The following is a 24548-nucleotide window of genomic DNA, read 5'->3' as shown; positions in this document are numbered from 1 at the left end:
CGGCCCGCCTCGAGGCGATGCCGTCAACGAGTATGTCGATTTGTACGTGATTTGACTGAACCCACGCGTATCAACCCAAGGGAAACACCATGGCCCACAATCTCCACAAAACGCTCAAGGAATTCGACAGCGGCTCAGGCAAGGGTAAGTACTACTCGTTGCCGCAGCTCGGCAAGGCCCTCGGCATTCAGATCGACCGCCTGCCCGTGTCGATTCGTATCGTGCTCGAATCCGTGCTGCGCAATTACGATGGCAAAAAGATCAGCGAGGAGCACGTCGAGCAGTTGGCGAAGTGGCAGCCCAACGCCGCGCGCACCGACGAAATCCCGTTTGTCGTGTCGCGCGTCGTGTTGCAAGACTTCACCGGCGTGCCGCTGCTGGCCGACATTGCGGCAATGCGCGGCGTCGCGCAGCGCGCCGGCAAGAATCCGAAACGCATCGAGCCGTTGGTGCCGGTCGACCTGGTCGTGGACCACTCAGTGCAGATCGACTACTTCCGGCAGAAGGATGCGCTGGACCTGAACATGAAGCTGGAGTTCGAGCGCAATAAGGAGCGCTATCAGTTCATGAAATGGGGCATGCAGGCATTCGACACGTTCAAGGTCGTGCCCCCGGGCGTGGGCATCGTGCACCAAGTGAACCTAGAATACTTAGCGCGTGGCGTGCACAAGAAGAGCGTGGACGGCGACATGGTCTACTATCCCGACACGCTGGTGGGCACCGACAGCCATACGACGATGATTAACGGCATTGGCGTGGTCGGCTGGGGTGTGGGTGGTATCGAGGCGGAGGCGGGCATGCTCGGCCAGCCGGTGTATTTCCTGACACCTGACGTGGTCGGCGTCGAACTCAAGGGCCGGCTGCGCGAAGGCGTGACCGCGACGGACCTGGTGCTGACGATCACCGAGATGCTGCGCAAGGAGAAGGTGGTCGGCAAGTTCGTCGAATTCTTTGGCGAAGGTACCGCATCACTGACGCTGCCGGACCGCGCCACGATCGGCAACATGGCGCCAGAATACGGCGCGACGATGGGCTTTTTCCCGGTTGACGACAAGACGATCGACTACTTCAAGGGCACGGGCCGCACGAAGGAAGAAATCGCCGCGTTTGAGAACTACTTCAAGGCACAGGGCCTGTATGGCATCCCGGGCACCGGCCAGATCGACTACACGAAGACGCTGACGCTAGACCTGAGCACGGTCGCGCCGTCGCTTGCCGGTCCGAAGCGCCCACAGGACCGGATCGAGATCGGCAACGTGAAGAGTACGTTCGCTGACTTGTTCTCGCTGCCGGTCGCACAAAACGGCTTCGCGAAGAAAGCCGACGACCTGGGCAAGGTATACAAGACCACCGATGGCGTCGAGTTGAAAAACGGCGACGTGCTGATCGCCGCAATCACCTCGTGCACGAACACATCGAACCCGAGCGTGCTAATCGCCGCCGGCCTGCTCGCGAAGAAGGCCGTTGACGCGGGCCTCACGGTGGCGCCGCACATCAAGACGTCGCTTGCGCCGGGATCGCGGATCGTCACAGAGTACCTGAGCGCCACCGGCCTGCTGCCCTACCTGGAGAAGCTCGGCTTCACGGTTGCGGCGTACGGCTGCACGACCTGTATCGGCAACGCCGGTGACCTGACCCCGCCGCTCAATGATGCAATCGTTAAGCATGACGTGGTCGCCGCCGCGGTACTATCGGGCAACCGTAACTTTGAGGCGCGGATCCACCCGAACATTCGCGCGAACTTTCTCGCCTCGCCGCCGCTGGTGGTCGCGTACGCGATCGCCGGCACAATCACACGCGACCTGATGACCGAGCCGGTCGGCAAGGGCAAGGGCGGCCGCGACATCTACCTGGGCGACATCTGGCCGTCAAGCGATGAAGTCAATCAGCTGCTCAAGTACGCGTTGGACGCGAAAAAGTTCAAGGAAAACTACTCGCAGTTGACCAAGCAAGGCGACTTGTGGAGTCAGATCGAGGGCGCCGAGGGTCAGGTCTATGACTGGCCGAAGTCGACCTATATCGCCGAGCCGCCGTTCTTCGGCGAGCACTTCTCGATGCAGCCGGCCAAGTCGATCACGCCGGTCAAGAACGCCCGGGCACTGGGCATCTTCGGCGACTCGGTAACGACCGACCACATTAGCCCAGCCGGATCAATCAAGGAAGACTCGCCGGCCGGCCGCTGGTTGAAGGAGAACGGCGTGCAGAAGGCCGACTTCAACAGCTACGGCTCGCGGCGCGGCAACCACGACGTGATGATGCGCGGCACGTTCGCCAACGTGCGGATCAAGAACCTGATGATTCCGGCCAAGCCGGACGGCTCGCGGGTGGAAGGCGGCCTGACCATTCACCAGCCGAGCGGCGAACAGACGTCGATCTATGACGCCGCGATGAAGTACATCGCCGAAGGCACGCCGACCATCGTATTCGCCGGCGAAGAGTACGGCACCGGCTCATCGCGTGACTGGGCGGCCAAGGGCACGTACCTGCTCGGCGTGAAGGCGGTCGTGGCGCGCAGCTTCGAGCGTATCCACCGCTCGAACCTGGTGGGCATGGGTGTGCTGCCGCTGCAATTCGAGAATGAGGACAGCGTGCAGTCGCTCGGCATCACCGGCGAAGAGACCTACGACATTGAGGGCCTGACGGACGAGTTCAAGCCGCAACAGGAAGTCACGCTGGTCGTCCGCGGCAAGAACGGCGTGAAGAAGGTGCCGGTGCTGCTGCGCATCGACACGCCGATCGAGGTCGACTACTACAAGCACGGCGGGATTCTACCGTTCGTGCTGCGCCAGTTGCTGGCCGCATAACGTACGCCGTTGCGGACACCGCACCGGATCTGCTGTACCGGTGCAGCAATGGAAAAGCCCTACGCCACTGCACCCCAAAGGTTGGATCGGCGTCCAACTTTTTGGGATGCAGTTCAACGGCGTCGGGCTTTTTTGACTGCGCGCGCGTCAGGCGGCGACTGGCGACACGATGATCTTGACGTTCGCGTCCTTATTGTTGACCAACTCCTCGAATCCTTTGCTCACGATGTCAGACAGCGCGATGCGACCGGTGATCAGCGGCTGCACGTCGATGCGCCCATCCGCAACATAGCGGATCACATCGGCGAATTCACCGTTGTAGGCTAGCGAGCCGATGACTTCCTTCTCGGTCGAGACGAGCTCAAAGAAATTGAACTCGCTCGGCTCCTCAAAGATACCGACCATCACGCACTTGCCGGCCTTGCGGATCACGTCGATCGCCAGCTTGGCCGTGGTGCGATGGCCGATGCACTCGAACGACACGTCCGCGCCATAGCCACCGGTCAACGCGCGCACCTGTTCAATCGCGTCACCCTGAGTCGGGTCGATCACCGTCGTGGCGCCGACCTCCAGCGCCTTCTTCTTGCGCGCGGCGGACATTTCGAGCGCGATGATACGGCCAGCGCCGGCGGCCTTGGCAGACATGATCGTGCACAACCCGATGGTACCGGCACCCACCACCACCACGGTCTGCCCGACGATGCTGCCAGCCTTCTTCACCGCGTGCAGCCCAACGGCGAGCGGCTCAATCAGCGCACCGGCCTCGGTCGGAAAATCATCCGGCAGTTTGTAAAGCAGCTCCGCCGGCACATTCACGTACTCGGCGAACGCCCCATTGTTCATCAGGCCGGTGAACGCTAGGTTCTCGCAAATGTTATACAGGCCATGCTTGCAGTAGTAGCACGTGCCACAGTGCTGGCATGCATCCGCCGTGACCCGCTCGCCGACGCGCAAACCGCTTACGCCAGCGCCGATGTCGGCGATCTCGCCACTGAATTCATGCCCGAGGATGCACTGACCCTTCAGCCCCGTAAGCGGGTGAGGACGCTCGACCGGGATGAACACTGGTCCCGCCACATATTCATGCAGATCGGAGCCGCAGATACCGCACCAGTGCACCCGGATCTTGACCCACCCTGGCGGGGGGGCGTCGGGAACCCGCACCTGCTCGACGCGAATGTCCTTGCGGCCGCGCCAAACGGCGGCTTTCATGCTAGGTTGCTGTACGGGAGTTATATCGTTCACGATTGTGCCTCCATCCTAGTTGTTCGACGCCAAATCAACGAATGGGCCAGCCGGGCACCACGCGTGCCTACGTGGCTGCATGCCTGCATGCTATGTGCTATGTGCTTTATGCCTGCATGCCGGGGGCTTGGCTCGCTGCGTACGCTCCTGCATGCTTGCGCGGCGGCCGTTACTTGCGACGGTCATTAGCTGCGCGACGGTCATTAGTTACGCGCTGGTATGCCAATGCAGGATCGGTGCCAGCCGGCGGACCCGCGGCAGGCTCGTCCACGGGCGGCACGATGTGGCAATGCAGCGGGCCCGTAAAAGTCAGTACATCGGTGCAGTCCTGGATCCGCCGCGGCCGCAGTGCTGCACTGCGCAACGCCGCTCAGCCGGACGCGGACTGGCCGCCAGCGGCCTGCGCCGAGACGCGGCGTCGCAGCGCACGTGAGACCGTCGTCTCTGATGTCTTCCGTGCTTGTTTGGCCTTTCTTGCGGCCGAAACCCGTGGCGGCGTGCCCGTAAGACGCGTGTATCACGCAAGCGCATCGCAACTCCGACACGACGCAGTCCTGTTGCGGCAGCAAAGGCGCCATTGCGCGAAAGCTCGCCTCCATGGACGACGGAAAATGTACCGTCAGCCCCGATCCGAACTAAAATATAAGGTTCTTCGCACCTGAATTGGCACACCATGCGCTCGCGTATCGCTAAACGTCTTCCACCCGACGCCGACAAACTGGTCGGTCTGTCGCTCGCGCTTTTCGCGTCCGGCAGCCGCATCGAAGACCGCTTCTGGGAAGCAAAGCTCGATGCGCTAATCGAAAAAGTGATCCGCAATGGCAACCAGACGACACTGGATGCCGCTTTAGACCATTTGCAGCAAAAACATGCGGATGCCTATGGCGCCCTCGCCGACATGGCCGAGACCCATAGCGAATCGTTCCGCATCGAGCACGAGGGTCAACCGTACGACGTACTGCTGATCGCGGCACCAGTGCTCGCATGGACGCGTTACATGATCCCGTCCGGCCCGCTGAAAGGCGACGTCGTCGATGCGCTGCGTGCGCAGTTGCAAGCACACGTCTTCGCGGCGCGGGCGCGCGTCGCGTTAGCGCCGTATCTGTACAGCATCGACCAGTTACCGCGCCATCACGTCGAGACGTTCCGGCTCGCGCAGCAACTTGGCCAAGCGGCGCTGGTCGGCGGCACGATCAAACTAAATCTCGGCGATCTTCCTGAAACATCACCGATCCTCGCCGATCCGCGCTTTCTGCTGTCCGTGGTCGCCGTGCCGGCCGGCGAGCCGCTGTTTCGCTGGCAGGAGGAGGAGAACGGCGCACGCGTCGAGCGCGGGCAGTGCCTGGAACAATGGCGTGCGCAGGGCGGCCCGAACCTGTCGGGCGTGCTGCCCGGCTGCGAATTCGACTGCCTACTGCCGGACGCGTATTACTCGGCCTGCCGCGACGCGGACGAGCAAATCCGCCCGCATACCGTACGCACTGCAGTCAGGTATCTGAGCGACACGATCGGTGCCAAACCGGACGAACTGCGGGCGGTTGTCGCTGGTTTCGGCGAACGGCGCGTAGACGAATATCGGATCGCCTTCACCCGGCGCGGCAGCAACGACGTGATCTACGGCGTGGTATGGCCGCTGTATGGCCGCGAGAACGGCGATCTCGGCCCAGATGACGACGTGCCGCCCGACGAAGATCCGGCCGGCGGCATGCTCGACGATGTCATCGGACTGCTCAAGGAAATCGGTGTCACCGACATCCGCCGTCACGCGGCGCGATTCGAACCGGAGTACTGCGACGACTGTGGCGTGCCACTGTATGCCGACCCACTCGGTGAAATCGTGCATGCCGAAATGCCTGAGGATGCCGTACCAGCGCAACCTCACTTCCACTAAGACCCGCGCTTCTCCCGCCCGCCACGTGCGTCGCGTTATTGGCCGAAGCGCCATCACGACGCGGCCCGACTGGCCTTTCGGCTAATGCCGGCCCACGGCTTGTTCTTGCCATCATTGATCTCTGACGTCCGCCGCGCTGGCCAACGCGGCGGCGCGGTTGTGTGGACTCAGTCAGGGAGAAGTGGTCATGAAAGTCTGCTTGCTGAATGAGCAAGCCGAGAGGCGCGAAGGGCTGAAAACATTGCTGCGCCAGATTAATCGACATGCATCATTCTATGATGCGCGTGACTGGCGACAAGCGCAGCGCATCCTGCAACATGCCTGCCCGGACATGCTCGTCATCGACTGGCAGGACGGGATGAGCGTGCAGGATATCTTCGATCTCCGGCGCCATTATCCCAACCTGCCGATCGCGGCGTTGGTCGATGATGCCAGCCTGACGCGGGTCAGGTCGCTGGTCGACGCCGGCGTGCTCGGCGTCGTGCCGCGGCACCTCAATCCGCGTCTTATCGTTCGCGCGTTCGAGATCGTGCTGCTCGGCGGGCACTACGTGCCGCCCAGTGGGTTGAATCTGCACACGCCCACCGTCGTGCCGATCAACGCGTACGGGGACAGTTTGCTGAACCGAGCAGCCTGCCGGCGCCAAAGTGCGTCGTCTGGCCTACTGTCGCCGCGCCAAGAGCAAATTCTGCGGCTTGTGCACATGGGTGCGACCAACAAAAGCATCGCACGCGCGCTGGGCATCAGTGAAGGAACGGTCAAGATCCATCTCGGCGCGATCTTCGAGAAGCTCGGCGCGACCAACCGCGCGGCCGCGGTGGCGATCTACAACGGTTGGCAGACTGGCGCACTGGAAGTGCTACGCGATGCGACCCAGCAGGCACGGCAACCGGTCTATGGCGAGGCTGGGCCGACGCCGCTGCGTGCGGCCGCCCGCGAGCACCGGCGGCGCGACGCAGCCAATGGGCGCGACCAAGCGATACTGCAAGCCGCGGAGCCAGACGGCGTGCCATACAAGGTCGTTCCACGCAAGCGTCGCTGAATCGCAACGCCGCGCGCGGGCGTGCAATTTGCTTCCACCACCGGGAGCCGCGCAGCGAGTAATATGTTTGATATGGGATTCCTCTACACGTCGTTACCATTGTGGTTGGCGATAGGTGGCAACCTTGCCGCCGTGGCTCTGCTTGTGCCCGCGGCGTGGAAGAAGCCCTTTGCGCGGTTGCACGACGATACGCTGCAGCACCTGTGGCTTGGCATGACCGTGGCGATTGCGGTCATGTGGGCCACGAACGCATGGTTGAACGATGGCCCGGTGATGCATCTGCTTGGCGCGACATTGATGGTCACGCTGTTCGGCTGGTCGCTCGCGCTGGTGTCGATGGCGGCCATATGCGCGCTGGTGGCTGCGATCTTCGGCACACCGTGGGAGGGCGTGGGTCTGACCTTTGTCATATTCGGGGCGGTGCCGGTCTGCGTCTCGATGCTGCTACAGCGGGCCATTGCCGCATGGTTACCGCGAAACTTGTTGGTGTTCATTTTCGGCCACGGCTTCGTGACCGCCGCGCTGGCGCTGGGGGTCGCCTGTGCCGCCGCACTGGGCCTGCACCTGGTGCTGGCCCACGGCGATACGGCCGTGATCCCGCCCGGCTACGGGATAGCCGTCGGCATGCTCGCCTCCGGCGAAGCGTGGTTCTGCGGCATGCTGACCGCGCTGTTCGCCGTCTATCGCCCGGCATGGGTCACCACGTACGATGTACGCCGCTACCGGTTCGATCGCCGCCACGTGGACCGGGGCCCGCGCGCCTGACCCAGCAGCCTGTCGGTCCACTATATCGTGCGCAACAGTTGCCGCGCGCTACGCCGGCCGGCCGCGGTACACCCTGCGTTTTGCGTTAAGATAGAACTCTAGCCCAACCGCGGACATCTGAGTATATCCAAGTCCGGACTCGACACCGCGTGCGAATCCACTGGTGCACGTCCTCTCACATCGACCGCGGCTTTTTTCACGGCACCTAGCAACAGGATTAGATGGATCGTCATTCTACGTCGCGCCCGATGCTACGACTGATCGGCGCCATGGCCTCATGCGCGCTCGCGGCCATGGCAATCGCCATTCCCACGATGGCCCGCGCCGACCAAGCTGAACACCACAACGAGCTGGTCTACCAATTCATCACGCAAATGAGAGCCAATCCGCTGGTTGCGAACTGCGCGGCGCACGCCGACTTTATCGTCGGCACATCGAGCGCGTTTCACCACGTCGAATTCCCACGCAGCTCGTTCGATCCCGCGCACGCCGAAGTCAAGCCATGGAAAGGCTCGTTCGACCAGGGCAAGCAACGGATCAAGGTCGATTCGATCGTCACCGTCCAAGGGGTCGGCGTGCGCAAGGATGGTTCGACGAAGCCCGACGCGCTGAAATTCCGCTGCGGCTACGTCGACGCGAAAATGCTCGCCTTCAGTTGGAACGATCCGGTCGCGCCGTTCAAGCGCGCTGCGCCGAGCCGCCAGGCCGGCAAGACCAAAAAGGCGTTGCGCGGCTCGGGCCGCAAGAGCCCAGCGAAGGCGGCGGGCAAAGGCACTAGCAAGAAAGGCCGGCGGCGCTGAGCCTGCCATGCACGCGCCTGCGTGTGACGAACGCTGCGCACACAATGCCGCGGCGCGTCACATCGCGTCGAGTTGCCAGCCGATGGCCTGCAACATCGCCGCGCCCAGCGACGCACTGCGCGCGCCGTTCCAGCCGACGTGCGGGTCGGGCAGGTTCGCATCGTCCTTAAATGGCATTTCAAGCGTGAGCGACAGGCACTTAAAGGTGTGGCCGACATACTTGGAGGCGAGCTGGAGCGCATCCTGCTGGTAACGCCCGGACTCGTATCCGTGCTCATCCTGGAAGTGCGCGCTGGCGCGCTTGAAATGGCGGATGAATTCGTCTTGCACACGGCGTTGCGCGCTAGAGAAATCGGGCAGCATTTCCGAGCCGGCGACGAAGACGTATGGCAGCGTTTCATCGCCATGGATATCGAAGAACATGTCGCAACCGCTCGCATGGATAGCGTCGCGTACAGCCAGCACTTCGGGGCTGCGATGCGGGTCCGGCTGCAACCATTCCCGGTTCAGGTTCGCGCCGGCGGCATTGGTGCGCAAGTTACCCAGCGCGCTGCCATCCGGGTTCATGTTCGGTACCACGTGAAAGACCGCGCGTTCGCGCACGATGCGGCCCAGCGGGTCGCCCCGCCAATCGCCAAGGCCACACAAGCGCCTGAGCAGACCCTCGACAAACCACTGCGCCATCGTCTCGCCCGGATGCTGCCTTGCGATGATCCAGATGCTGCGCTTGTGCGGCGCCGGTTCGCCAACGGTCAGCAGATCCAGCGCACGTGCTTGCACGGTGCGGGTCAGTTCGGTCAGGCGCACGCCAGGCTGCTGGGCCAGCGTGTCGACCAACTGTGCATGTCGCGTATACGGATACGGCTCGAAATACGCGTAATAGATCCGGTCGTGCGCCGGCCGATGATAGATGCGCAGCACTTGACCGTCATACGTGGTGGGCACCCGGAACCAGTCGATGCCATCATGACTCGCGGCAGCCTGATAACCGTGCCATCCATCCGGAAAAGCACTATGCAACGCGTTCTCGAACGTGAGCGTGCAGTCCACGTCTTTCGCACCGCTCAGCGAGAAATAGAACCACTGCGCAAACTCCGCTTGGGTGTCGGCGCGCAGCCGCAATCGAATGTCGTCCGCGCGCTCGCACGATACGACATCAATTGCTCCTGAATCGAATTGACTACTGATGTGAATGCTCATGGGTCGGATTCGTAACGAATGAAGTCAGTTGGCCTACTTGCGACGAAATACATAGGTCGAATCGTTCGACGCCTTTGCATCGAACCGGTAGCCGTCGGCGTCGAACGCGACGAGCCTGACCGGTTCGTCGATCCGGTTCACGACTGCAAAGCGGGCGAACGCGCCGCGCGCACGCTTGGCATAGAAGCTGATGATTTTGTATTGACCGTTTTTCCAGTCCTCGAACACTGGGGTGATCACCGGTGCGTCAAGCTGGCGCGGCCTGACCGAACGGAAATACTCGTCCGACGCGCAATTGATCAATACCCGCGCGCCACCTGCGCGCTTGAGCTGCGCGCTCAGCGCGGCGGTAATCTTGTCGCCCCAGAATGCGTACAGGTCCTTGCCGCGCGGGTTGGCAAGCCGCGTGCCCATTTCGAGCCGGTACGGCAGCATCAGATCAAGCGGACGCAGCACCCCATATAAGCCGGAGAGCACGCGTATATGGCGTTGCGCATAATCCAGGTCGGCGGCAGACAAAGACCGCGCGTCGAACCCGTCGTAGACATCGCCATTAAACGCGAGCATCGCCTGCTTGGCATGCGGTGGCGCGAACCGCGCGGCAGACCAGTCGCCGTACCGCGTATAGTTCAACCGCGCGAGCGGATCGGAAAGACGCATCAATGTGCCGATCTGCTGCGGCGAGAACGTGCGCAACTGTGTGATCAACTCGGCCGAGTCGTCAAGGAACGCCGGCAGCGTATGCTTGCGTACATGGGGCGGGGTGTCATAGTCCAGTGACTTGGCGGGCGACAAAACGATTATCATGGAAGGCTGACTGTAAGAAGGCATCGCGCGGCGTGACTGGCCGCAAGCGTTGCCATTGTATCGACAATGACGCCCTCCCGTTCCGACCCGCCGCTACCGGCCGACCCTGTTGCACCATTGAACGCCTCTGCGGTTACCTTCGTCCGTCCACGCGTGGTGCTCGACACGAACGTGTGGATCGACATCCTGGTATTCGACGATCCCGCGACCCGCCCAATTGCAACAGCGCTGCAGGACGGCAGCCTCGACGCGGTGCAAGACGACCGCTGCCTCAACGAGCTGCAGCGCGTGCTCGACTACCCGCAGTTCGTGCGCTACGCGATCGATAAGCCGGCGGCACTCGCGCGGCTCGCCCGGCTGTGTGCGCGCGTGGCGCCGGCGCTGCACACGAAGGGTGGCGCTGCAATGTCTGTGCCGGAAGCAGGCGCGAATGCGAGCGCAAGTGCGCGCGCAGCCGGCGCCGCACCACGCGCGCTGCCGCTGTGCCGCGACCGCGACGACCAGAAGTTCCTCGAATTGGCGTATGACGCAGCCGCACAGTGGCTGGTCACCAAGGACAAGGCGCTGTTGAAGATGGCGCGCCGGATGGCGCGCGAGTTCGACTTGCGCATTGTGCAGCCGGCCCAGTTCGTCGCGGCCGCAGGCCTTGTCCAGTCGGCGGCGGGCGACGCAACGCACGAGCCTACCGTACAATAGGCCCGCTGGAGTCGATCATCCGGTCGCACGGCTCCCCCTATCGACACGACGCTTATGCCATGAACACCTCGCATCGCCCGCCCGATACGTCACCCCGCGTGCCTCCCTTCCCATCGCGGTTGCCGCAAGTCGGCACGACGATCTTTACGGTGATGAGCGCGCTCGCGTCCGAGGCCGGTGCCGTCAACCTGGGTCAGGGGTTTCCGGATTTCGACTGCGACCCGACGATCATCGATGCGGTCGCGCAAGCGATGCGCAACGGCTTTAACCAGTACCCGCCGATGGCCGGTCTTGCGTCGCTGCGCGATGCGATTGCCGCGAAGATCGAGCAGCTGTACGGACATCGTTACGATGCGGCCAGCGAAATCACAATCACCGCGGGCGCAACGCAAGCGTTGCTCACTGCCGTGCTGTGCTGCGTGCAGCCGGGCGACGAGGTGATCGTGATCGAGCCTTGCTATGACAGCTACTTGCCGGCAATTGAGTTGGCTGGTGGCAAACCCGTGTTCGTGACACTGGACGCACCCGATTATCGGATTGCGTTCGACCAACTCGCCGCGGCGATCACGCCGAAGACACGGCTGATCATCGTGAACACGCCGCATAACCCAACCGGCACGGTCTGGCGTGACAGTGACATGCGAGCGCTGCAGGATATCGTGCGCGGCACGGACATCCTGGTGCTGTCTGACGAGGTCTATGAGCATATGGTGTTTGACGGTGCCCGCCACGAGAGCATTGCGCGCTATCCGGACCTCGCGGCGCATAGCTTCGTCGTATCGAGCTTCGGCAAGACCTATCACGTGACCGGCTGGAAGCTCGGCTACGTCGCCGCGCCGCGCGAATTAAGCACCGAGTTCCGCAAGGTCCACCAGTTCAACGTGTTCACGGTGAATTCGGCCACCCAGGCAGGCGTCGCCGCGTACATGGCCGACCCAGCGCCCTACCTGACGTTGCCGGCGTTCTACCAGGCCAAGCGCGACTTCTTTCGTGCCGGCCTGGAACGCACGCGTTTTAAGCTATTGCCATGTGAAGGCACGTATTTTCAGTGCGTCGATTATTCGGCGATCTCGGCACTGCCGGAGGCGGAGTTTGCCAAGTGGTTAACCGTCGAGATCGGTGTTGCGGCGATTCCCGTGTCCGCGTTCTATCATCGGGCGCACGACGCCGGCGTCGTGCGCTTTTGCTTTGCCAAACGCGAAGCAACGCTGGCGAGCGCGCTCGAGCGCCTTGCCGCGCTGTAGCGTATGGCGTGCGCCCTGTCCGGGCCGCGCCTGCGCGGCGGCGCCCGCGCCGCTATTGTCTAACACGCTGAGCTTCGATATACGCGTTGCGGTCGGCCTGTACTTTTTGCGCGGCTGGCCGCGTGCCGACCTGTCCCACGTGCGCCTTCCAGTCGATACCCGCCTCGAGCACGTAGTCGGTACCGTAGATCGCCTGGCTCGCCTGGGCGACCAACGGCAGATGCACGAACGCGGCGATGTCGGCCAACGTAAACGTATCGCCGGCAATGTACGGCGCAAACCGCGTCAGTTGCTTAAACGCCGGCAGTTGGCGCTGCAGCTTGCGCTGGACCCGTTGTTTCGTGCCATCCGAGATATCGGTATGGAAGAACGCCTCAGGGTACAGTTCGCGGGCCACCAACTCAAGGTGCAACTCCATAAACGTGATCAGCTCGCGCTGCTTGGCCGCCGCATACGGTTCCGCCGGCAAGATCGGCTTGTCCGGGTGCATCGCCACCAAATACTCAACGATCGGCGTAGACTCGCACAGCGGACCGTGCTCGGTCTCGATGAACGGCACCTTGCCCAACGGGGACCGTGCGTCATGCACCGAGTCCTTATACGAAATTGGAACTACGCAGACTTCCTCGAATGCAATGCCGTGCTCGAGCAAGACGAATTTGACTTTGTTGTGGTAGTTGGACAGCGAAAACCCATACAGCTTCAACATGATCTTCTCCTTTGGCTGTACAACGATCGTGCTTTGACGCAGGGGCAATCGCGCGTCCACAAATTGCACGATCGCGCTATTCTAAATCCCGACTCGTCGGCACATCATGACATCTCGACTTTATAGAATGGAGACGCCGGGTATCGTCGGCGCCGGCGAGATGAGCCGCGGCATCGCACGGTGATGACAGCGTCGGCCACTATCGTCCTTGCCCCGCGAGCACACATATACGCTGTTCGCCGCGCACGGCGTACCGGTCACGGTGATCCGCGACTCAACCAGCGTTGTCGCGCAACGCATCGTCGCCACGACCATCAATATCGCGTGCGACATCGCTCGACAGCAGACCGCCACGCCGCAGGACATCGACTTGGCCGTGATGCTGGACCTCGGCTATCCGAAAGGGCCGCTGGCGCTCGGCGATGCATTAGGTGCGGCGCGCATCCTCACGATCCTGCGCCCTATCTGCGCCCCACTGCACGATCCACGCTACCGGCCGTCGCCATGGCTGGCGCGCCGCGCACAACTGGGCCTGTCGCTGCTGCCTGTCGAGGGCGACGCCCCCCAACACATGAAGGAGCCCACCGATGACCGCCGAATTGCTCGCCACCCGCCGGGATGCGACGCTCGTGCTCACGCTGTCCAACCCGGGCGCACGCAACGCGCTGCACCCTGACATGTACGCCGCCGGCATCGAGGCGCTCGATTCGTCCGAGCGCGACCCGGAGATCCGGGCCATCGTGCTGACCGGCGCCGACGATTTCTTCTGCGCGGGCGGCAACCTGCACCGGCTGCTAGAGAACCGGGCGAAGGATCCATCGGTGCAGGCTGACAGCATCGACCTGCTCGGCGCTTGGATCAGCGCGATCCGCGCCTCACGCAAACCGGTGATCGCCGCGGTCGAAGGGGCAGCGGCCGGCGCGGGTTTCTCGCTCGCGCTCGCCTGCGACCTGCTGGTGGCGGCGGACAACGCAAAATTCGTGATGTCGTATGCGCGCGTCGGACTCACGCCCGATGGCGGCGGCTCATGGTTCCTGTCCCGGGCACTGCCGCGCGCGCTGGCCACCGAAATTATCCTGGAAGGCAAGCCGGTGCCGGCGCCGCGCCTGGCCGCGCTGGGCGTAGTCAACCGGCTCAGCGCGGCAGGCGCGGCGTTGGAGACCGCGCTCGCATGGGCTGAAGAGCTGGCGCGGCTGTCGCCAAACGCGGTGGCCCGGATTAAGGCGCTCGTCGACGATGCCCTCAGGCAACCGCTGGCCGAGCAGCTGATCGCCGAACGGGACCATTTCGTCGCGTCGCTGCATCATCGCGATGGTCTCGAAGGGATCAGCGCGTTCCTGGAAAAGCGCGAAGCGCGCTATAAATGACCTCCGGCACCACGATCCATCGTCCGCTGAACGTATTGGGCTATGACGACGCGCCGCATGGCCACATGGACATTTCGCTGTAATCGGTCCGCGTGCCGGCCACCAATGTGTTGCTCGGTGAAGGCCGTGGCTTCGACATCACATAAGGCCGGCTGGCCCGGGCAGCATTCACCATGGCATGCGCTTGCTTGGACTGACGAAGCACGCTCAAGTTGATGTGCCGGCGCACGCTGCGGCGCAAGGCATTCTGCCAGGCCCATGGCGCGGCAGGCATCTGCGACGACTTCCCGCGGGCCTACGCGTACACGTCAGCACGTATGCTGCGACAGGCCGACGGACCGGATGAAGTCCATCGCAGCGCAATCGCCCGGCTGGAGCTGGCGTCGTATCTAAAAGACAGAGACGGCGTCCCGCGTGTGAGCCTGACCTGTGACGCTGCAACCCAGCCGGTTCTATGCTTAAATGGCATGCATCTCGCAGCCGACGGCGCTCGATGCGCTGCAGGCGTCGTGTGAACATTCAACTTTCTACAGGATGGGGCGCCGAAAGCGCGCGCGGGCCGGGTCCGCGCACAGGGGACGCGCCTCGATAAGCGGACATGATCGATATTTACAGCTGGGCCACGCCGAACGGTCACAAGGTCCATATCATGCTTGAAGAGCTGGCGCTACCCTACACCGTCCATGCGGTTGACATCGGCGCAGGCGACCAGTTCAAGCCCGAGTTCCTGGCGATCAGCCCAAACAACAAGATCCCGGCGATCGTCGATCACGACGGTCCCGGTGGCCAGCCGATCGCGCTGTTCGAATCGGGCACGATCCTGATCTACCTCGCGGAGAAGACCGGAAAATTTCTGCCTGCCGATCCGGCCCAACGTTATGCGACATTGCAGTGGCTGATGTTTCAGATGGGTGGACTTGGCCCGATGCTCGGACAGGCGCACCACTTCCGAATCTATGCGCCGGAGCAGATCGAATATGCGGTCAATCGCTACACGAACGAAGCGCGGCGGCTGTATGGCGTGATGGAGAAACAGCTCGGCAAGCATCCCTATCTGGCCGGTGATGACTACACGATCGCGGACATCGCGGCGTTCCCGTGGACACGCTCGTGGAAGAATCAGGGAATCGATCTCGACAGCTTCCCGAACGTGAGCGCATGGCAGCAACGCATCAATGCGCGGCCCGCGGTACAGCGGGGCGTCGAAGTGCTGGTATCCGCGCGCAAGGCACTGACCAACGACAAGGCGCGCGAAGTCCTGTTCGGCGCCACGCAGTACGCGCAACGCTGAAGAAACCGAGTCGACAGGGCGGGTACTGAAATCCATGCGCTCGTTTCCTTGCCGCACGCTGTTACGCGCAGCTGAAGCGCCGCCCGGATCATTGGAGCGGCTCTTTCAGCAACGCTGGCAATGGCATCACGTCGATGCCTTCGTCCAATAGGGCCCGCGCGTCGTCAGGCGTCGTGACCCCGCGAATGCTGCGGGCCGGCGCCTCGTCATAGTGGATCCGCCGCGCTTCCTCAACGAACTGCTCGCCCACGTCTTCGGTGTGCTCGATCACCTGCCGCATCATCTGCAGCCACCGCGCCTGCAATTCGCCCGCATTCAGCGGCTGCCCGCCGGCGCCCGGCGCGCCATCGCGTTGCGCCGGCGCGCTCGCACCCGACAGGTTCAAACGGGGCGCCGATGGCACGCGATGCACTGTCTTCGAACCACATATCGGACACTCGACGAGGTGCCTCTCCAGTTGCGACTCGAAGTCCTCAGCCGACTGAAACCAGCCTTCGAACCGGTGCGCGTGCTCGCAGGTTAAATCGAGAACTTTCATACCCATAAAACGTACGATCCAGTGTAGCGCACTCCGCGCGATTTGTGCACGATCGTTCTAAATTATCAGACCGTGGCCGGCCATTCTAGCGCGTTTGCGCGTGGCGCAACCCACCCACTCACCGCCCGCCTTGTCCTCAAGCTCCCTGATCATCACCTCGGCGGTAACGAAGCTTTTACGTCGTTGTTGCGTTCTGGCGCGTGGTACACGCAGTGCCCGGCCGATACGCAGACACGCGGATAGTTCACGTCGCAAAGCGCCGCAGCCCTGGATGTAAAGCGCTGCACACCAACGCCGCGGCGTCACCCTCCCTTTCCTCGGCAATGCGTTTCCAGAACGCTTGCTTCGTCTCCAACTGATCGACGCCTAGTCTGCCAGGCGATGACATCATTGGCCGTCCCGTTTGCTCCGAGGCCCAATCCCGTGATCGTCCCATATAACAATGCCAATTCGCAAAGGTTGCAACGACCGGTTGAATCCGCCGACGCGTTACCGCGCCGGGCGAAACAATAGAGCAACAATTACGACAATTTGCCATCAAATAATCACTTTGTGATTGACAACGAAACTCGCGCACGCATCACTTGCCGCCCGCATAGTGCACGCCCCCGCAACCGGCCATACCTACGCAACTTTCTATTGCCATTTTTATACAAGTATGCAATCCTGCTCGACGACATAGTCTAAAACAACATTGCGCGCTGCCCTGTTAGGATATCCGACATTGCATAGCGCCCGTTAAGCAGACAGGTCCGTCTGCCGTGTTGTATTTCGCTTGTTAAGTGAGCAATGCTGGATAAACATTAAGTTTTGGTTGATATGACAAATTTTGTGTATTGCGGGAGTAACCCTTCAGCCTTCCGAGGATGATCCGATGCTACTACAATGCCACGATAAAAACAGCGAATGTGTGACGTATGTCGGCAAAGCAGCAATGCCGACTCGTTACGGAAATTTTGTTGCCCATGCATTTCGTTCGAAAAGCGATGGCAATGAGTATCTCGCACTTGTGATGGGCGACGTTTACCAGCGTGAATCAGTACTGACACGACTCCACTCCGAGTGTCTTACCGGTGATGTATTAGGATCACTGCGTTGCGATTGTGGTGAGCAGCTGGACGCCGCGCTGCGCTATATCGCATCCGACGGAGTCGGCGCACTACTGTATTTGCGAGGCCATGAAGGCCGCGGCATTGGCCTGTGCAACAAAATTCTTGCATACGGACTCCAAGAACAAGGACGCGACACTGTCGATGCCAATCGCGACTTGGGTTTGCCGGATGATGCGCGCGAGTATGACTGCGCAGCGAGCATCTTGCGCCAACTCGGCATCCTGTCGGTACGGCTAATGAGTAACAATCCGGATAAATTTGAGGCGCTACAGCGTCATGGTATTCCGGTATGTGAGCGCGTTGACCTCGCGATTGCATTACGCGAGGAAAATGAACGGTATATTTGGACTAAACGCAATCGTTTCGGGCATTATTTCGACAAGAACGAGCTCCAGTGCCCGTTGCCATTGTAGTTAGCCCGGCGTTTACTACAATATATCCACCACTTTACGTAGTGAGCGCCGGTCAAAGCAATCTTTTTTAAGCAACTGCTCTTATTTACCCACTTTTATTCAGGCTGCTTATGTTGCAATGCCCACATTTGCGCATATAAACCACCTGCATTCAGCAATTTTTTATGAGTGCCGCGTTCAACGATACGGCCTTGATCCATCACAAGAATTTGCTGCGCGTGAGTAATTGTCGACAGACGATGCGCAATGATCAGCGTTGTACGATGGCGCGCAAGCTGTTTCAACTCGCGCTGAATCGCACGCTCAGCGCGTGAATCGAGGGCTGAAGTCGCTTCATCAAAAATTAGAATAGGCGGCTTTTTTAGCAAGGTACGAGCGATTGCGATGCGCTGCTTTTCACCGCCAGATAATTTCAAACCACGCTCACCCACTATGGTGGAGTAGCCAGCAGGCAAGCTTTCAATAAAAGTATGAATATGAGCGGCGCGCGCAGCCGCCATCACTTCTTCTGGCGACGCGGACAACCGACCGTACGCAATATTGTAATAGATCGTGTCACGGAAAAGCACCGTATCTTGCGGCACAATGCCAATGGCTGCACGCAGCGAATCTTGCGTCACAGCACGGATGTCTTGGCCATCGATCAAAATCCGCCCAGCACCTTGATCAACATCATAAAAACGAAGCAACAGTCGTGCGAGTGTCGACTTACCTGAGCCGCTATGCCCAACAATTGCGGTCGTCGTACCCGCTGCAATCGTAAAGGTTATATCCCGTAAAATTTGCCGTTGCGGTTCATATGAAAAATTGACATGCTCGAAGCATACTTCAGCGCTCTGCACAGCAAGTGGAGATGAACCTTGAATATCGTCAACTTCACGCCTGAGCTTTAACAGAGAAAACATCTGATCCATATCGGTCAGACTCTGCTTCAAAGTTCGATACATATTCCCCAAAAAACTAAGCGGAATATATATCTGCAACATAAACGTATTGATTAATACAAAGTCACCCAATGTCAACTGCTTGTCCACTACCTGTTGCGTCGCCCTCCATAAAACAGCGACCATGCAGATTGCAATAATCGACTGCTGACCAAGATTCATAAACGAAAGCGACTTTTGTGATCGAACCGCTGCATCATGATAAAGCACCATGCTTTCATCATAGCGCTGCGCTTCGTGTTGCTCATTACCAAAGTATTTGACTGTCTCGTAGTTAATAAGCGAATCGACCATTATCGTATTGGAGCGCGAATCAAGCTTATTCATCTCCTGCCTTAAACGCGTACGCCATTCCGTCACCATCACGGTAAACGTGATGTACGCCGCAAGCACAGATAGAGTAACAATCGTATAATAGATGTCGTAGCGAATAGCAAAAAAAATGAGCACCAACATGACTTCAACGCATATTGGCAGGATATTGTAGAGCGAATACGAAACAAGCGTCTTAACACCGCGAGTCCCTCGCTCGATATCGCGTGATAGGCCACCCGTTTGCCGCTCAAGATGAAAGCATAACGACAGCGTGTGCAGATGCCGGAATACTGCTAAGGCCACTTGGCGCGCCGCGCTGTAAGCCACTTTTCCAAAGATAATTTCACGCAGTTCAGCAAAAAGCGAGCTTGATAAGCGCACGACCGCATAGGCGACAATAAGAAAACTCACGCCATGGAACAATGAAAATGACGACTCCTGCATCGCCAACCGGTCAGTTTCCGATAATTGGTCGACAATTGCTTTCATCACAACCGGAACGCCTAGATTAGCGAGTTTTGCGCCAATCAGACAGGCGAGTGCAAACGCGACACGCCATTTATAAACCATCAAATAAGGAAATAGTGCGGCGATTGTCTGCCAGTCGCCGCACCGATTCGAAGATGACAAGGGAGAAACAAAAGCCCAAAGGCGACGCATGCGTAATGGATAGTGCATTTTTCGTGAGTGGTTCAGCAAGCGTTTGCTGTACCGCATGCCATTAAACAATTTTTTATTTCTGTAACAATCTGCCCCATTAAAAAACAGGGTCAATGCGCTTCATGCGGTGCGACGCTATGCAACGCGGGCCGTCTGTCGATTGCTTTGGTGATGTTCAATACAAGCCAGCACATGTCGCGCAAGCGCGATACGCTCGTCAGGCGTTTTCATAAGCGTCTTGACTTTATCGACTGCCATAAGGTCTGTGCGCAAAAGGTCATGATCGTGCTCATCCAACGGATCAATCACCAGAATGTCAAGGAAATCAGCATAAAGAGAAGCAATCGCACCAACCGAAGCATTCATTCCCAGTTCATGCATCATCTTAGTCAATGGACCTTTGACTGCTTCGCCGCCGACAAGCGGTGCAACAGCTAAAACAGGCACATTGCAGGCACGCAGCCTGTCACGCACGCCGGGTAATGCCAGAATCGGTCCAATGCTGACAAAAGGATTTGAAGGACATAAGATCACGCCAGCCAGATCAGGCGTACTCAGCGCTGCGTCAAATGGCGACGATAACCGTGCCGACGAAGCTCCTTCAAAGCGAAACCCCGACACACGTGGCTCACATCGCCGGTTAACAAAATAAGATTGGAAAGACAAATCGCCTTCTTCTGTCTCAACGATGGTTCTGACCGGATCGTCAGACATCGGGACGATCGCATGCTTGACACCGAATGCTTTCGCAATGGTTGCGGTTAAATCACACAAGCTGGCACCGCCGTCAAGCAAGCTGCGCCGATAGAGATGAAGCGCAAGGTCCTTGTCACCCAGCTGAAACCAGACCGGCCCGCCCAAACGAGCCAGCGCTTCTTGCGAAGACCAGCTCTCGTTCGCACGCCCCCACCCTTTTTTTGCATCCGCCACATCGGCTAGTGTATAGACAACCGTATCCAGATCTGGACAGATGAGTAAGCCAAAATGCTCAAAATCGTCACCCGTGTTTACAACGATCGTCAACTCGTCCGCAGAAAGCACATGCGCTAGACCATAGGCCAACTTAGCGCCGCCCACCCCGCCGCACAACGCAACATACTTTGCCATTTCCTTCCTATGTAAAGGTCAAGCATTTTTGACTTAAACAGATCACCCTTCCAATCCTGTCAGGCCGAATAGTGTCTGTCTACTTTGATATAGACGTTTGAGCATCTTAGTGAATCCATGATGTGAAACGCTGCGTGAGCGCCATCACAACATCGATTTAGGCAGTCTGCAGGCAAGCCACACCATGAACCCACTGATACAGGCCCGATTATTGTTACGCTTCGTTCAAGACCTGATGGCCGTGCCCACGCACCAAACGTCCGGCCTTCATGAACCGCACAGGCGCCAACGCAGGGGCAGCATACGAAGCCTGCTGCCGCTCAGTACTGACACCACGGTAAAGAGGGGTACGCTGCATCGCACGGCGCCCGAGTCTGGCGGCCAGTGCTTCCATGGCAGCAGGCGGCATTTCCTGTCCATGGGCTGCACCGGCTGCACGGCTGATCGACTCATTCATTAGGGTACCGCCCAAATCGTTGGCCCCCGCTTGCAAGCAAAGCTGTGCACCCTGCTCACCCATCTTCACCCAAGACGTTTGAATATTGTCAATCAAGCCATGAAACGCCAGACGCCCGACTGCATGCATCAAAACGGCTTCTCGTAAAGTTGGCCCCTGACGCGCGCCTTTCTTTTTAAATAATGGTGCTTCCTCGTGGACAAAGGGCAATGGAACAAACTCAGTCAGCCCGCCTGTATCACGTTGCAGCTCGGCAAGCCTGAGGATATGTCGCGCCCAATGCTTATACGATTCGACATGGCCGAACATGATCGTGCAAGTCGTTCGCAATCCCAACTCGTGTGCCGATCGCACGACGGTCAACCATTCTTGCGTATTCAGCTTATCCGGACAGATCTGTCGCCGCACTTCGTCGTCCAAGATCTCGGCTGCGGTCCCAGGCAAAGTACTTAACCCAGCACTTTTCAAATCAGACAAAAAAGCGCTGATTGATTTTCCTAGGCTAGTTGCGCCATGCATCACCTCAAGCGGTGAGAAGGCGTGAATGTGCATGTCAGGACATTCTGTTTTAGCCGCTTCGCAGATATCAAGGTAAGTGCGCCCCGTATAGTCGGGATGAATGCCCCCTTGCAAGCAAACTTCCGTCGCACCGCGATCCCACGCTTCTTTAACGCGGCGACGGATTTCATCGAGGTCAACGATATAGGGCTTTTCGCGCAAGTCTTCTTGTATCGGCCCTCGTGAAAAAGCGCAAAAATTGCAATGGTATTGACAGACGTTTGTGTAGTTGATGTTCCGATTGACAACGTAGGTGATCGTGTCACCCTTTGTCTGCCTGCGTAAACGATCCGCCGTGTGCGTCACATGCGTAAAATCATGGCCGCGTGCGTTGAACAAATGCACCAACTCGGCTTCTTCGAGGCGCTCACCCGCCACGCATTTATCAACGATATCGATCGTCTGCGAACAAACACGGTCAGCATGAGAAGCCGTGGTAGTCACTGCCAGGCGAGCGATATCCCCCATCGTCTTGGAGCCTGCTTTCCATAGATCGCTTGTTGCCAAACCACCGCAATCTGAATGGCGCAGCACATCAGCATGCAAGCCCGGGTCGATCCAACGATCACGTTCCTCGATATAGGCAGGATAGACGGTTATCCGCTCGGTCAACGTCTTCCCACCCCTGTCGGTGACCTCACTTAAGCGGTCAATTTGCGGCCACGGCGCTTCTGGATTAACGTGATCAGGCGTGACCGGTGAGACGCCTCCCCAATCATTGATTCCCGCGCGTATCAAGTCGGTCAGGTCACCATCGAAAAGATTAGGCGGCACCTGAATGCTCATTGCGGAACCCAGAACCAACCGGGCAACCGCTGTTGTCCAACACAATTCGTCCATTGACGGCTCAGGCGCGTTGACCATTTTGGTGCCGGGTTTCGCACGAAAGTTCTGAATAATGACTTCCTGCAGATGACCATAGCGATCATGCAAATCCCGCAGCGCAAAGAGCGATTCAAGCCGCTCGCGGCGTGTCTCCCCGATACCAATCAATATGCCTGAGGTAATCGGTATATGCGCTTCGCCGGCAAGGCGAAGCGTTTCAAGCCGCGCTGCCGGGTGCTTATCGGGAGAACCGTAATGCGGCCCACCACGCTCGGAAAGACGTTCAGAAGCCGTCTCTAGCATCACCCCGAAGGAAGGGGCATGGGGCCGTAGCATCTGGTATTCTGCTGCGCTTAACACGCCCATATTAAAGTGGGGTAGCAGCCCGGTTTCAGCTCGTACACGTTGCGCGACCTCAGCGACATAGTCGGCCGTCGTAGCATGACCCAGTTGCTGCAGCGCTTCGCGTGCAGCGGCATAACGTGCTTCGGGCCGATCGCCGAGCGTAAACAAGGCCTCACGACAGCCTACTGCAGCGCCCGCCCGTGCAATGTCCAGCGCTTGGTCCACGGTAAGAAATGCTTGGCCAATGACCCGTGGCGCTTTGGCAAAGGTACAGTAATGGCAGACATCCCGACAAAGATGGGTGAGCGGAATAAAGACCTTGCGCGAATAGGTGATGACATTACCCCATCCAATGTCTCGCCATGCCGATGCCAGACCCGCCAACTCACGCCAATCTTGCACCGCTTCAAGCTCATACGCCAAAGCTTTGTCATCTAGCCTTGGCTGATTGCCCTTAGCAGAACGTTCAATTTCTTGAATCATTTGATAAACAGGATTGCTTACTAGGTTTGGCATAGCACTCTCCTCTTGGCGTCTTTGATAGAAGACTCGAATTCCTCAAGGTCGTCAGGCAAGTCAACATCCAACGCCCACTCTCTTGAACGGACAACCCAAACATCAATCCCGGCGCGCCGAGCGGCGTTTTGATGAGCAGCAAAGCTTGGCCCGCTGAAAAACAATGGAATAGCGCCAGGCCGGCAAATCAGTCCATTCGTGCCATGACCGTCCCGGTTCGGCGCCATGCCAATCGCATCGACCGGTGCACGGCTCAACATGTCGATGGCTGCCACGTCCAGCAGCGGCAAATCACCGGGGACAAACATCACACGTTCCCCGCCTGCCGCCGCAATATGGGCCATCGCTCGCGAACAGGCATTCGCCATGCCCTCACCCGGTGGTCCCCACAAGATCTCGGCACCGGCTGCCCGGGCCATTTCCGCCGCACTTTCCGACGGCGTCACCACCAATAGGGAAGCAATCTGAGGCGATGCGCGCAACGTGCCAATGACATGATTCGCCATGGAAAAAAACAACGCTTGGCGCGCCGCGTGACTCAAAACGCCAGCCAACCGGGTTTTAGCACACTCAGGCGCTTTCAACGGTACTACCGCCCAGATGCCGGCATTGCGTTGGGCGACAGAAACAGGAGACATACCATTGCATCTCATATTGTTTCACTTCCCGGAAAATCAGGCAACTGCATCGAATCCAAAACAATCGAAACAATTGCCTGGCTTAGGTACCTATTGAACAACGAATTGGCACATCTGCTTCCTTTGAGTGCCGCTAGCTTGCGTACAAGCACGGCATTGCCATAGGCCGATGACATGCTGGCATAGTAGCAAGCAAATTGTCTAGTCACTTGTTATTGACTGTGCCCATTTTTTCTGAGAATCTTTCTACCACTAGGGA

Annotated in this window: 19 protein-coding genes and 3 pseudogenes; 12 read left to right on the top strand and 10 right to left on the bottom strand. The window is 59.3% G+C overall.

All coding sequences use genetic code 11. The annotated features are described in order from the left end of the window. Positions 1 to 89 precede the first annotated feature (89 nt). A complete protein-coding gene (gene acnA, locus B0O95_RS10965; RefSeq protein WP_104077927.1) occupies positions 90 to 2804 on the top strand; it encodes an aconitate hydratase AcnA in 2715 nt (904 codons plus the stop codon). A gap of 147 nt (positions 2805 to 2951) precedes the next feature. Here the strand turns inward: acnA and B0O95_RS10960 are convergent, their stop codons facing one another. After that, positions 2952 to 4016, bottom strand: coding sequence for a 2,3-butanediol dehydrogenase (locus B0O95_RS10960; protein ID WP_104077926.1), 1065 nt, complete (start codon positions 4014 to 4016; stop codon positions 2952 to 2954). Between the two features lie 706 nt (positions 4017 to 4722). On the opposite strand from B0O95_RS10960, the gene B0O95_RS10955 reads away from it, so the two are divergent. From B0O95_RS10955 to B0O95_RS10940, 4 genes are all read left to right on the top strand, one after another. Then, complete coding sequence (locus tag B0O95_RS10955; RefSeq protein WP_104077925.1) at positions 4723 to 5940, top strand: DUF2863 family protein; 1218 nt, start codon at positions 4723 to 4725, stop codon at positions 5938 to 5940. Positions 5941 to 6127: 187 nt separating this feature from the next. After that, positions 6128 to 6982 (top strand): response regulator transcription factor, encoded by an 855-nt coding sequence (locus B0O95_RS10950; RefSeq protein ID WP_233203298.1) that lies wholly within the window; start codon positions 6128 to 6130, stop codon positions 6980 to 6982. Positions 6983 to 7054: 72 nt separating this feature from the next. Next, complete coding sequence (locus B0O95_RS10945; protein WP_104077969.1) at positions 7055 to 7747, top strand: energy-coupling factor ABC transporter permease; 693 nt, start codon at positions 7055 to 7057, stop codon at positions 7745 to 7747. Between the two features lie 221 nt (positions 7748 to 7968). Continuing rightward, positions 7969 to 8547, top strand: coding sequence for a BspC domain-containing protein (locus B0O95_RS10940; RefSeq protein ID WP_104077923.1), 579 nt, complete (start codon positions 7969 to 7971; stop codon positions 8545 to 8547). Positions 8548 to 8604: 57 nt separating this feature from the next. Here B0O95_RS10940 and B0O95_RS10935 read toward each other — a convergent pair whose 3' ends face one another. Next, positions 8605 to 9747, bottom strand: a complete 1143-nt coding sequence (locus B0O95_RS10935) for a M14 family metallopeptidase (RefSeq protein WP_104077922.1) — start codon at positions 9745 to 9747, stop codon at positions 8605 to 8607. A gap of 33 nt (positions 9748 to 9780) precedes the next feature. Then, a complete protein-coding gene (yaaA, locus tag B0O95_RS10930) occupies positions 9781 to 10554 on the bottom strand; it encodes a peroxide stress protein YaaA (protein WP_104077921.1) in 774 nt (257 codons plus the stop codon). Between the two features lie 153 nt (positions 10555 to 10707). Here yaaA and B0O95_RS10925 point away from each other — a divergent pair, with 153 nt between their 5' ends. Together B0O95_RS10925 and B0O95_RS10920 are read left to right on the top strand one after the other, a co-directional pair. Then, complete coding sequence (locus B0O95_RS10925) at positions 10708 to 11250, top strand: PIN domain-containing protein (RefSeq protein ID WP_199180497.1); 543 nt, start codon at positions 10708 to 10710, stop codon at positions 11248 to 11250. A 59-nt stretch (positions 11251 to 11309) separates the two neighbouring features. Next, positions 11310 to 12494, top strand: a complete 1185-nt coding sequence (locus tag B0O95_RS10920; protein WP_104077919.1) for a pyridoxal phosphate-dependent aminotransferase — start codon at positions 11310 to 11312, stop codon at positions 12492 to 12494. Positions 12495 to 12546: 52 nt separating this feature from the next. On the opposite strand, the gene B0O95_RS10915 is transcribed toward B0O95_RS10920, so the two are convergent. Further along, the gene (locus B0O95_RS10915; RefSeq protein ID WP_104077968.1) at positions 12547 to 13203 is read right to left on the bottom strand and encodes a glutathione S-transferase family protein; all 657 of its coding nucleotides are present in this window, start codon (positions 13201 to 13203) and stop codon (positions 12547 to 12549) included. Positions 13204 to 13390: 187 nt separating this feature from the next. Between B0O95_RS10915 and B0O95_RS10910 the strand changes: the two are divergent. The 4 genes and pseudogenes from B0O95_RS10910 to B0O95_RS10895 form a co-directional block, all read left to right on the top strand. Beyond that, positions 13391 to 13744 (top strand): annotated as a pseudogene (locus B0O95_RS10910) (3-hydroxyacyl-CoA dehydrogenase family protein); the annotation flags it as partial. A gap of 46 nt (positions 13745 to 13790) precedes the next feature. After that, on the top strand, positions 13791 to 14570 hold the full coding sequence (locus B0O95_RS10905; RefSeq protein WP_104077917.1) for an oxepin-CoA hydrolase, alternative type: 780 nt from the start codon (positions 13791 to 13793) through the stop codon (positions 14568 to 14570). Positions 14571 to 14575: 5 nt separating this feature from the next. Continuing rightward, a pseudogene (locus tag B0O95_RS10900) lies at positions 14576 to 15085 on the top strand (acyl-CoA dehydrogenase family protein); the annotation flags it as partial. An 83-nt stretch (positions 15086 to 15168) separates the two neighbouring features. Beyond that, positions 15169 to 15861: a glutathione binding-like protein gene (locus tag B0O95_RS10895; RefSeq protein WP_104077916.1), complete on the top strand. Its 693-nt coding sequence runs from the start codon at positions 15169 to 15171 to the stop codon at positions 15859 to 15861. Positions 15862 to 15949: 88 nt separating this feature from the next. Here B0O95_RS10895 and B0O95_RS10890 read toward each other — a convergent pair whose 3' ends face one another. Together B0O95_RS10890 and B0O95_RS10885 are read right to left on the bottom strand one after the other, a co-directional pair. Then, positions 15950 to 16399 carry a DUF1178 family protein gene (locus B0O95_RS10890; protein WP_104077915.1) on the bottom strand — a complete coding sequence of 150 codons (450 nt, stop codon included), beginning with the start codon at positions 16397 to 16399 and terminating at the stop codon, positions 15950 to 15952. A gap of 108 nt (positions 16400 to 16507) precedes the next feature. Further along, positions 16508 to 16681, bottom strand: a pseudogene (locus tag B0O95_RS10885) (IS30 family transposase); the annotation flags it as partial. Between the two features lie 592 nt (positions 16682 to 17273). Between B0O95_RS10885 and ribA the strand changes: the two are divergent. Further along, positions 17274 to 17924 carry a GTP cyclohydrolase II gene (gene ribA / locus B0O95_RS10880; RefSeq protein ID WP_104077914.1) on the top strand — a complete coding sequence of 217 codons (651 nt, stop codon included), beginning with the start codon at positions 17274 to 17276 and terminating at the stop codon, positions 17922 to 17924. Between the two features lie 95 nt (positions 17925 to 18019). Here the strand turns inward: ribA and B0O95_RS10875 are convergent, their stop codons facing one another. The 4 genes from B0O95_RS10875 to cofC all read right to left on the bottom strand — a co-directional run bounded on the left by B0O95_RS10875 (position 18020) and on the right by cofC (position 24289). Continuing rightward, positions 18020 to 19843, bottom strand: a complete 1824-nt coding sequence (locus B0O95_RS10875; protein ID WP_104077967.1) for an ABCB family ABC transporter ATP-binding protein/permease — start codon at positions 19841 to 19843, stop codon at positions 18020 to 18022. Positions 19844 to 19978: 135 nt separating this feature from the next. Then, positions 19979 to 20950 carry a 2-phospho-L-lactate transferase gene (gene cofD / locus B0O95_RS10870; protein ID WP_104077913.1) on the bottom strand — a complete coding sequence of 324 codons (972 nt, stop codon included), beginning with the start codon at positions 20948 to 20950 and terminating at the stop codon, positions 19979 to 19981. A gap of 214 nt (positions 20951 to 21164) precedes the next feature. After that, positions 21165 to 23651 (bottom strand): 5-amino-6-(D-ribitylamino)uracil--L-tyrosine 4-hydroxyphenyl transferase CofH, encoded by a 2487-nt coding sequence (gene cofH, locus B0O95_RS10865; protein ID WP_104077912.1) that lies wholly within the window; start codon positions 23649 to 23651, stop codon positions 21165 to 21167. Continuing rightward, positions 23639 to 24289, bottom strand: coding sequence for a 2-phospho-L-lactate guanylyltransferase (gene cofC, locus B0O95_RS10860; RefSeq protein ID WP_158249482.1), 651 nt, complete (start codon positions 24287 to 24289; stop codon positions 23639 to 23641). The genes cofH and cofC overlap by 13 nt, the downstream gene beginning before the upstream one ends. Between the last annotated feature and the right edge of the window lie 259 nt (positions 24290 to 24548).

The organism is Mycetohabitans endofungorum, assembly GCF_002927045.1.
GTDB classification, from domain to species: Bacteria; Pseudomonadota; Gammaproteobacteria; order Burkholderiales; family Burkholderiaceae; genus Mycetohabitans; species Mycetohabitans endofungorum.
This window is presented reverse-complemented; position numbering and strand designations above follow the sequence as displayed.

What these genes read in the sequence shown, in the direction of transcription:
- B0O95_RS10875 (WP_104077967.1), bottom strand. Translation starts at nt 19,843, where the DNA reads ATGCGTCGCCTTTGGGCTTTTGTTTCTCCCTTGTCATCTTCGAATCGG.
- B0O95_RS10935 (WP_104077922.1), bottom strand. Translation starts at nt 9,747, where the DNA reads ATGAGCATTCACATCAGTAGTCAATTCGATTCAGGAGCAATTGATGTC.
- B0O95_RS10890 (WP_104077915.1), bottom strand. Translation starts at nt 16,399, where the DNA reads ATGAAAGTTCTCGATTTAACCTGCGAGCACGCGCACCGGTTCGAAGGC.
- yaaA (WP_104077921.1), bottom strand. Translation starts at nt 10,554, where the DNA reads ATGATAATCGTTTTGTCGCCCGCCAAGTCACTGGACTATGACACCCCG.
- acnA (WP_104077927.1), top strand. Translation starts at nt 90, where the DNA reads ATGGCCCACAATCTCCACAAAACGCTCAAGGAATTCGACAGCGGCTCA.
- B0O95_RS10950 (WP_233203298.1), top strand. Translation starts at nt 6,128, where the DNA reads ATGAAAGTCTGCTTGCTGAATGAGCAAGCCGAGAGGCGCGAAGGGCTG.
- ribA (WP_104077914.1), top strand. Translation starts at nt 17,274, where the DNA reads ATGCTACTACAATGCCACGATAAAAACAGCGAATGTGTGACGTATGTC.
- B0O95_RS10915 (WP_104077968.1), bottom strand. Translation starts at nt 13,203, where the DNA reads ATGTTGAAGCTGTATGGGTTTTCGCTGTCCAACTACCACAACAAAGTC.
- B0O95_RS10945 (WP_104077969.1), top strand. Translation starts at nt 7,055, where the DNA reads ATGGGATTCCTCTACACGTCGTTACCATTGTGGTTGGCGATAGGTGGC.
- B0O95_RS10940 (WP_104077923.1), top strand. Translation starts at nt 7,969, where the DNA reads ATGGATCGTCATTCTACGTCGCGCCCGATGCTACGACTGATCGGCGCC.
- B0O95_RS10960 (WP_104077926.1), bottom strand. Translation starts at nt 4,016, where the DNA reads ATGAAAGCCGCCGTTTGGCGCGGCCGCAAGGACATTCGCGTCGAGCAG.
- B0O95_RS10920 (WP_104077919.1), top strand. Translation starts at nt 11,310, where the DNA reads ATGAACACCTCGCATCGCCCGCCCGATACGTCACCCCGCGTGCCTCCC.
- cofD (WP_104077913.1), bottom strand. Translation starts at nt 20,950, where the DNA reads ATGGCAAAGTATGTTGCGTTGTGCGGCGGGGTGGGCGGCGCTAAGTTG.
- cofC (WP_158249482.1), bottom strand. Translation starts at nt 24,289, where the DNA reads ATGTCTCCTGTTTCTGTCGCCCAACGCAATGCCGGCATCTGGGCGGTA.
- B0O95_RS10905 (WP_104077917.1), top strand. Translation starts at nt 13,791, where the DNA reads ATGACCGCCGAATTGCTCGCCACCCGCCGGGATGCGACGCTCGTGCTC.
- B0O95_RS10895 (WP_104077916.1), top strand. Translation starts at nt 15,169, where the DNA reads ATGATCGATATTTACAGCTGGGCCACGCCGAACGGTCACAAGGTCCAT.
- B0O95_RS10955 (WP_104077925.1), top strand. Translation starts at nt 4,723, where the DNA reads ATGCGCTCGCGTATCGCTAAACGTCTTCCACCCGACGCCGACAAACTG.
- cofH (WP_104077912.1), bottom strand. Translation starts at nt 23,651, where the DNA reads ATGCCAAACCTAGTAAGCAATCCTGTTTATCAAATGATTCAAGAAATT.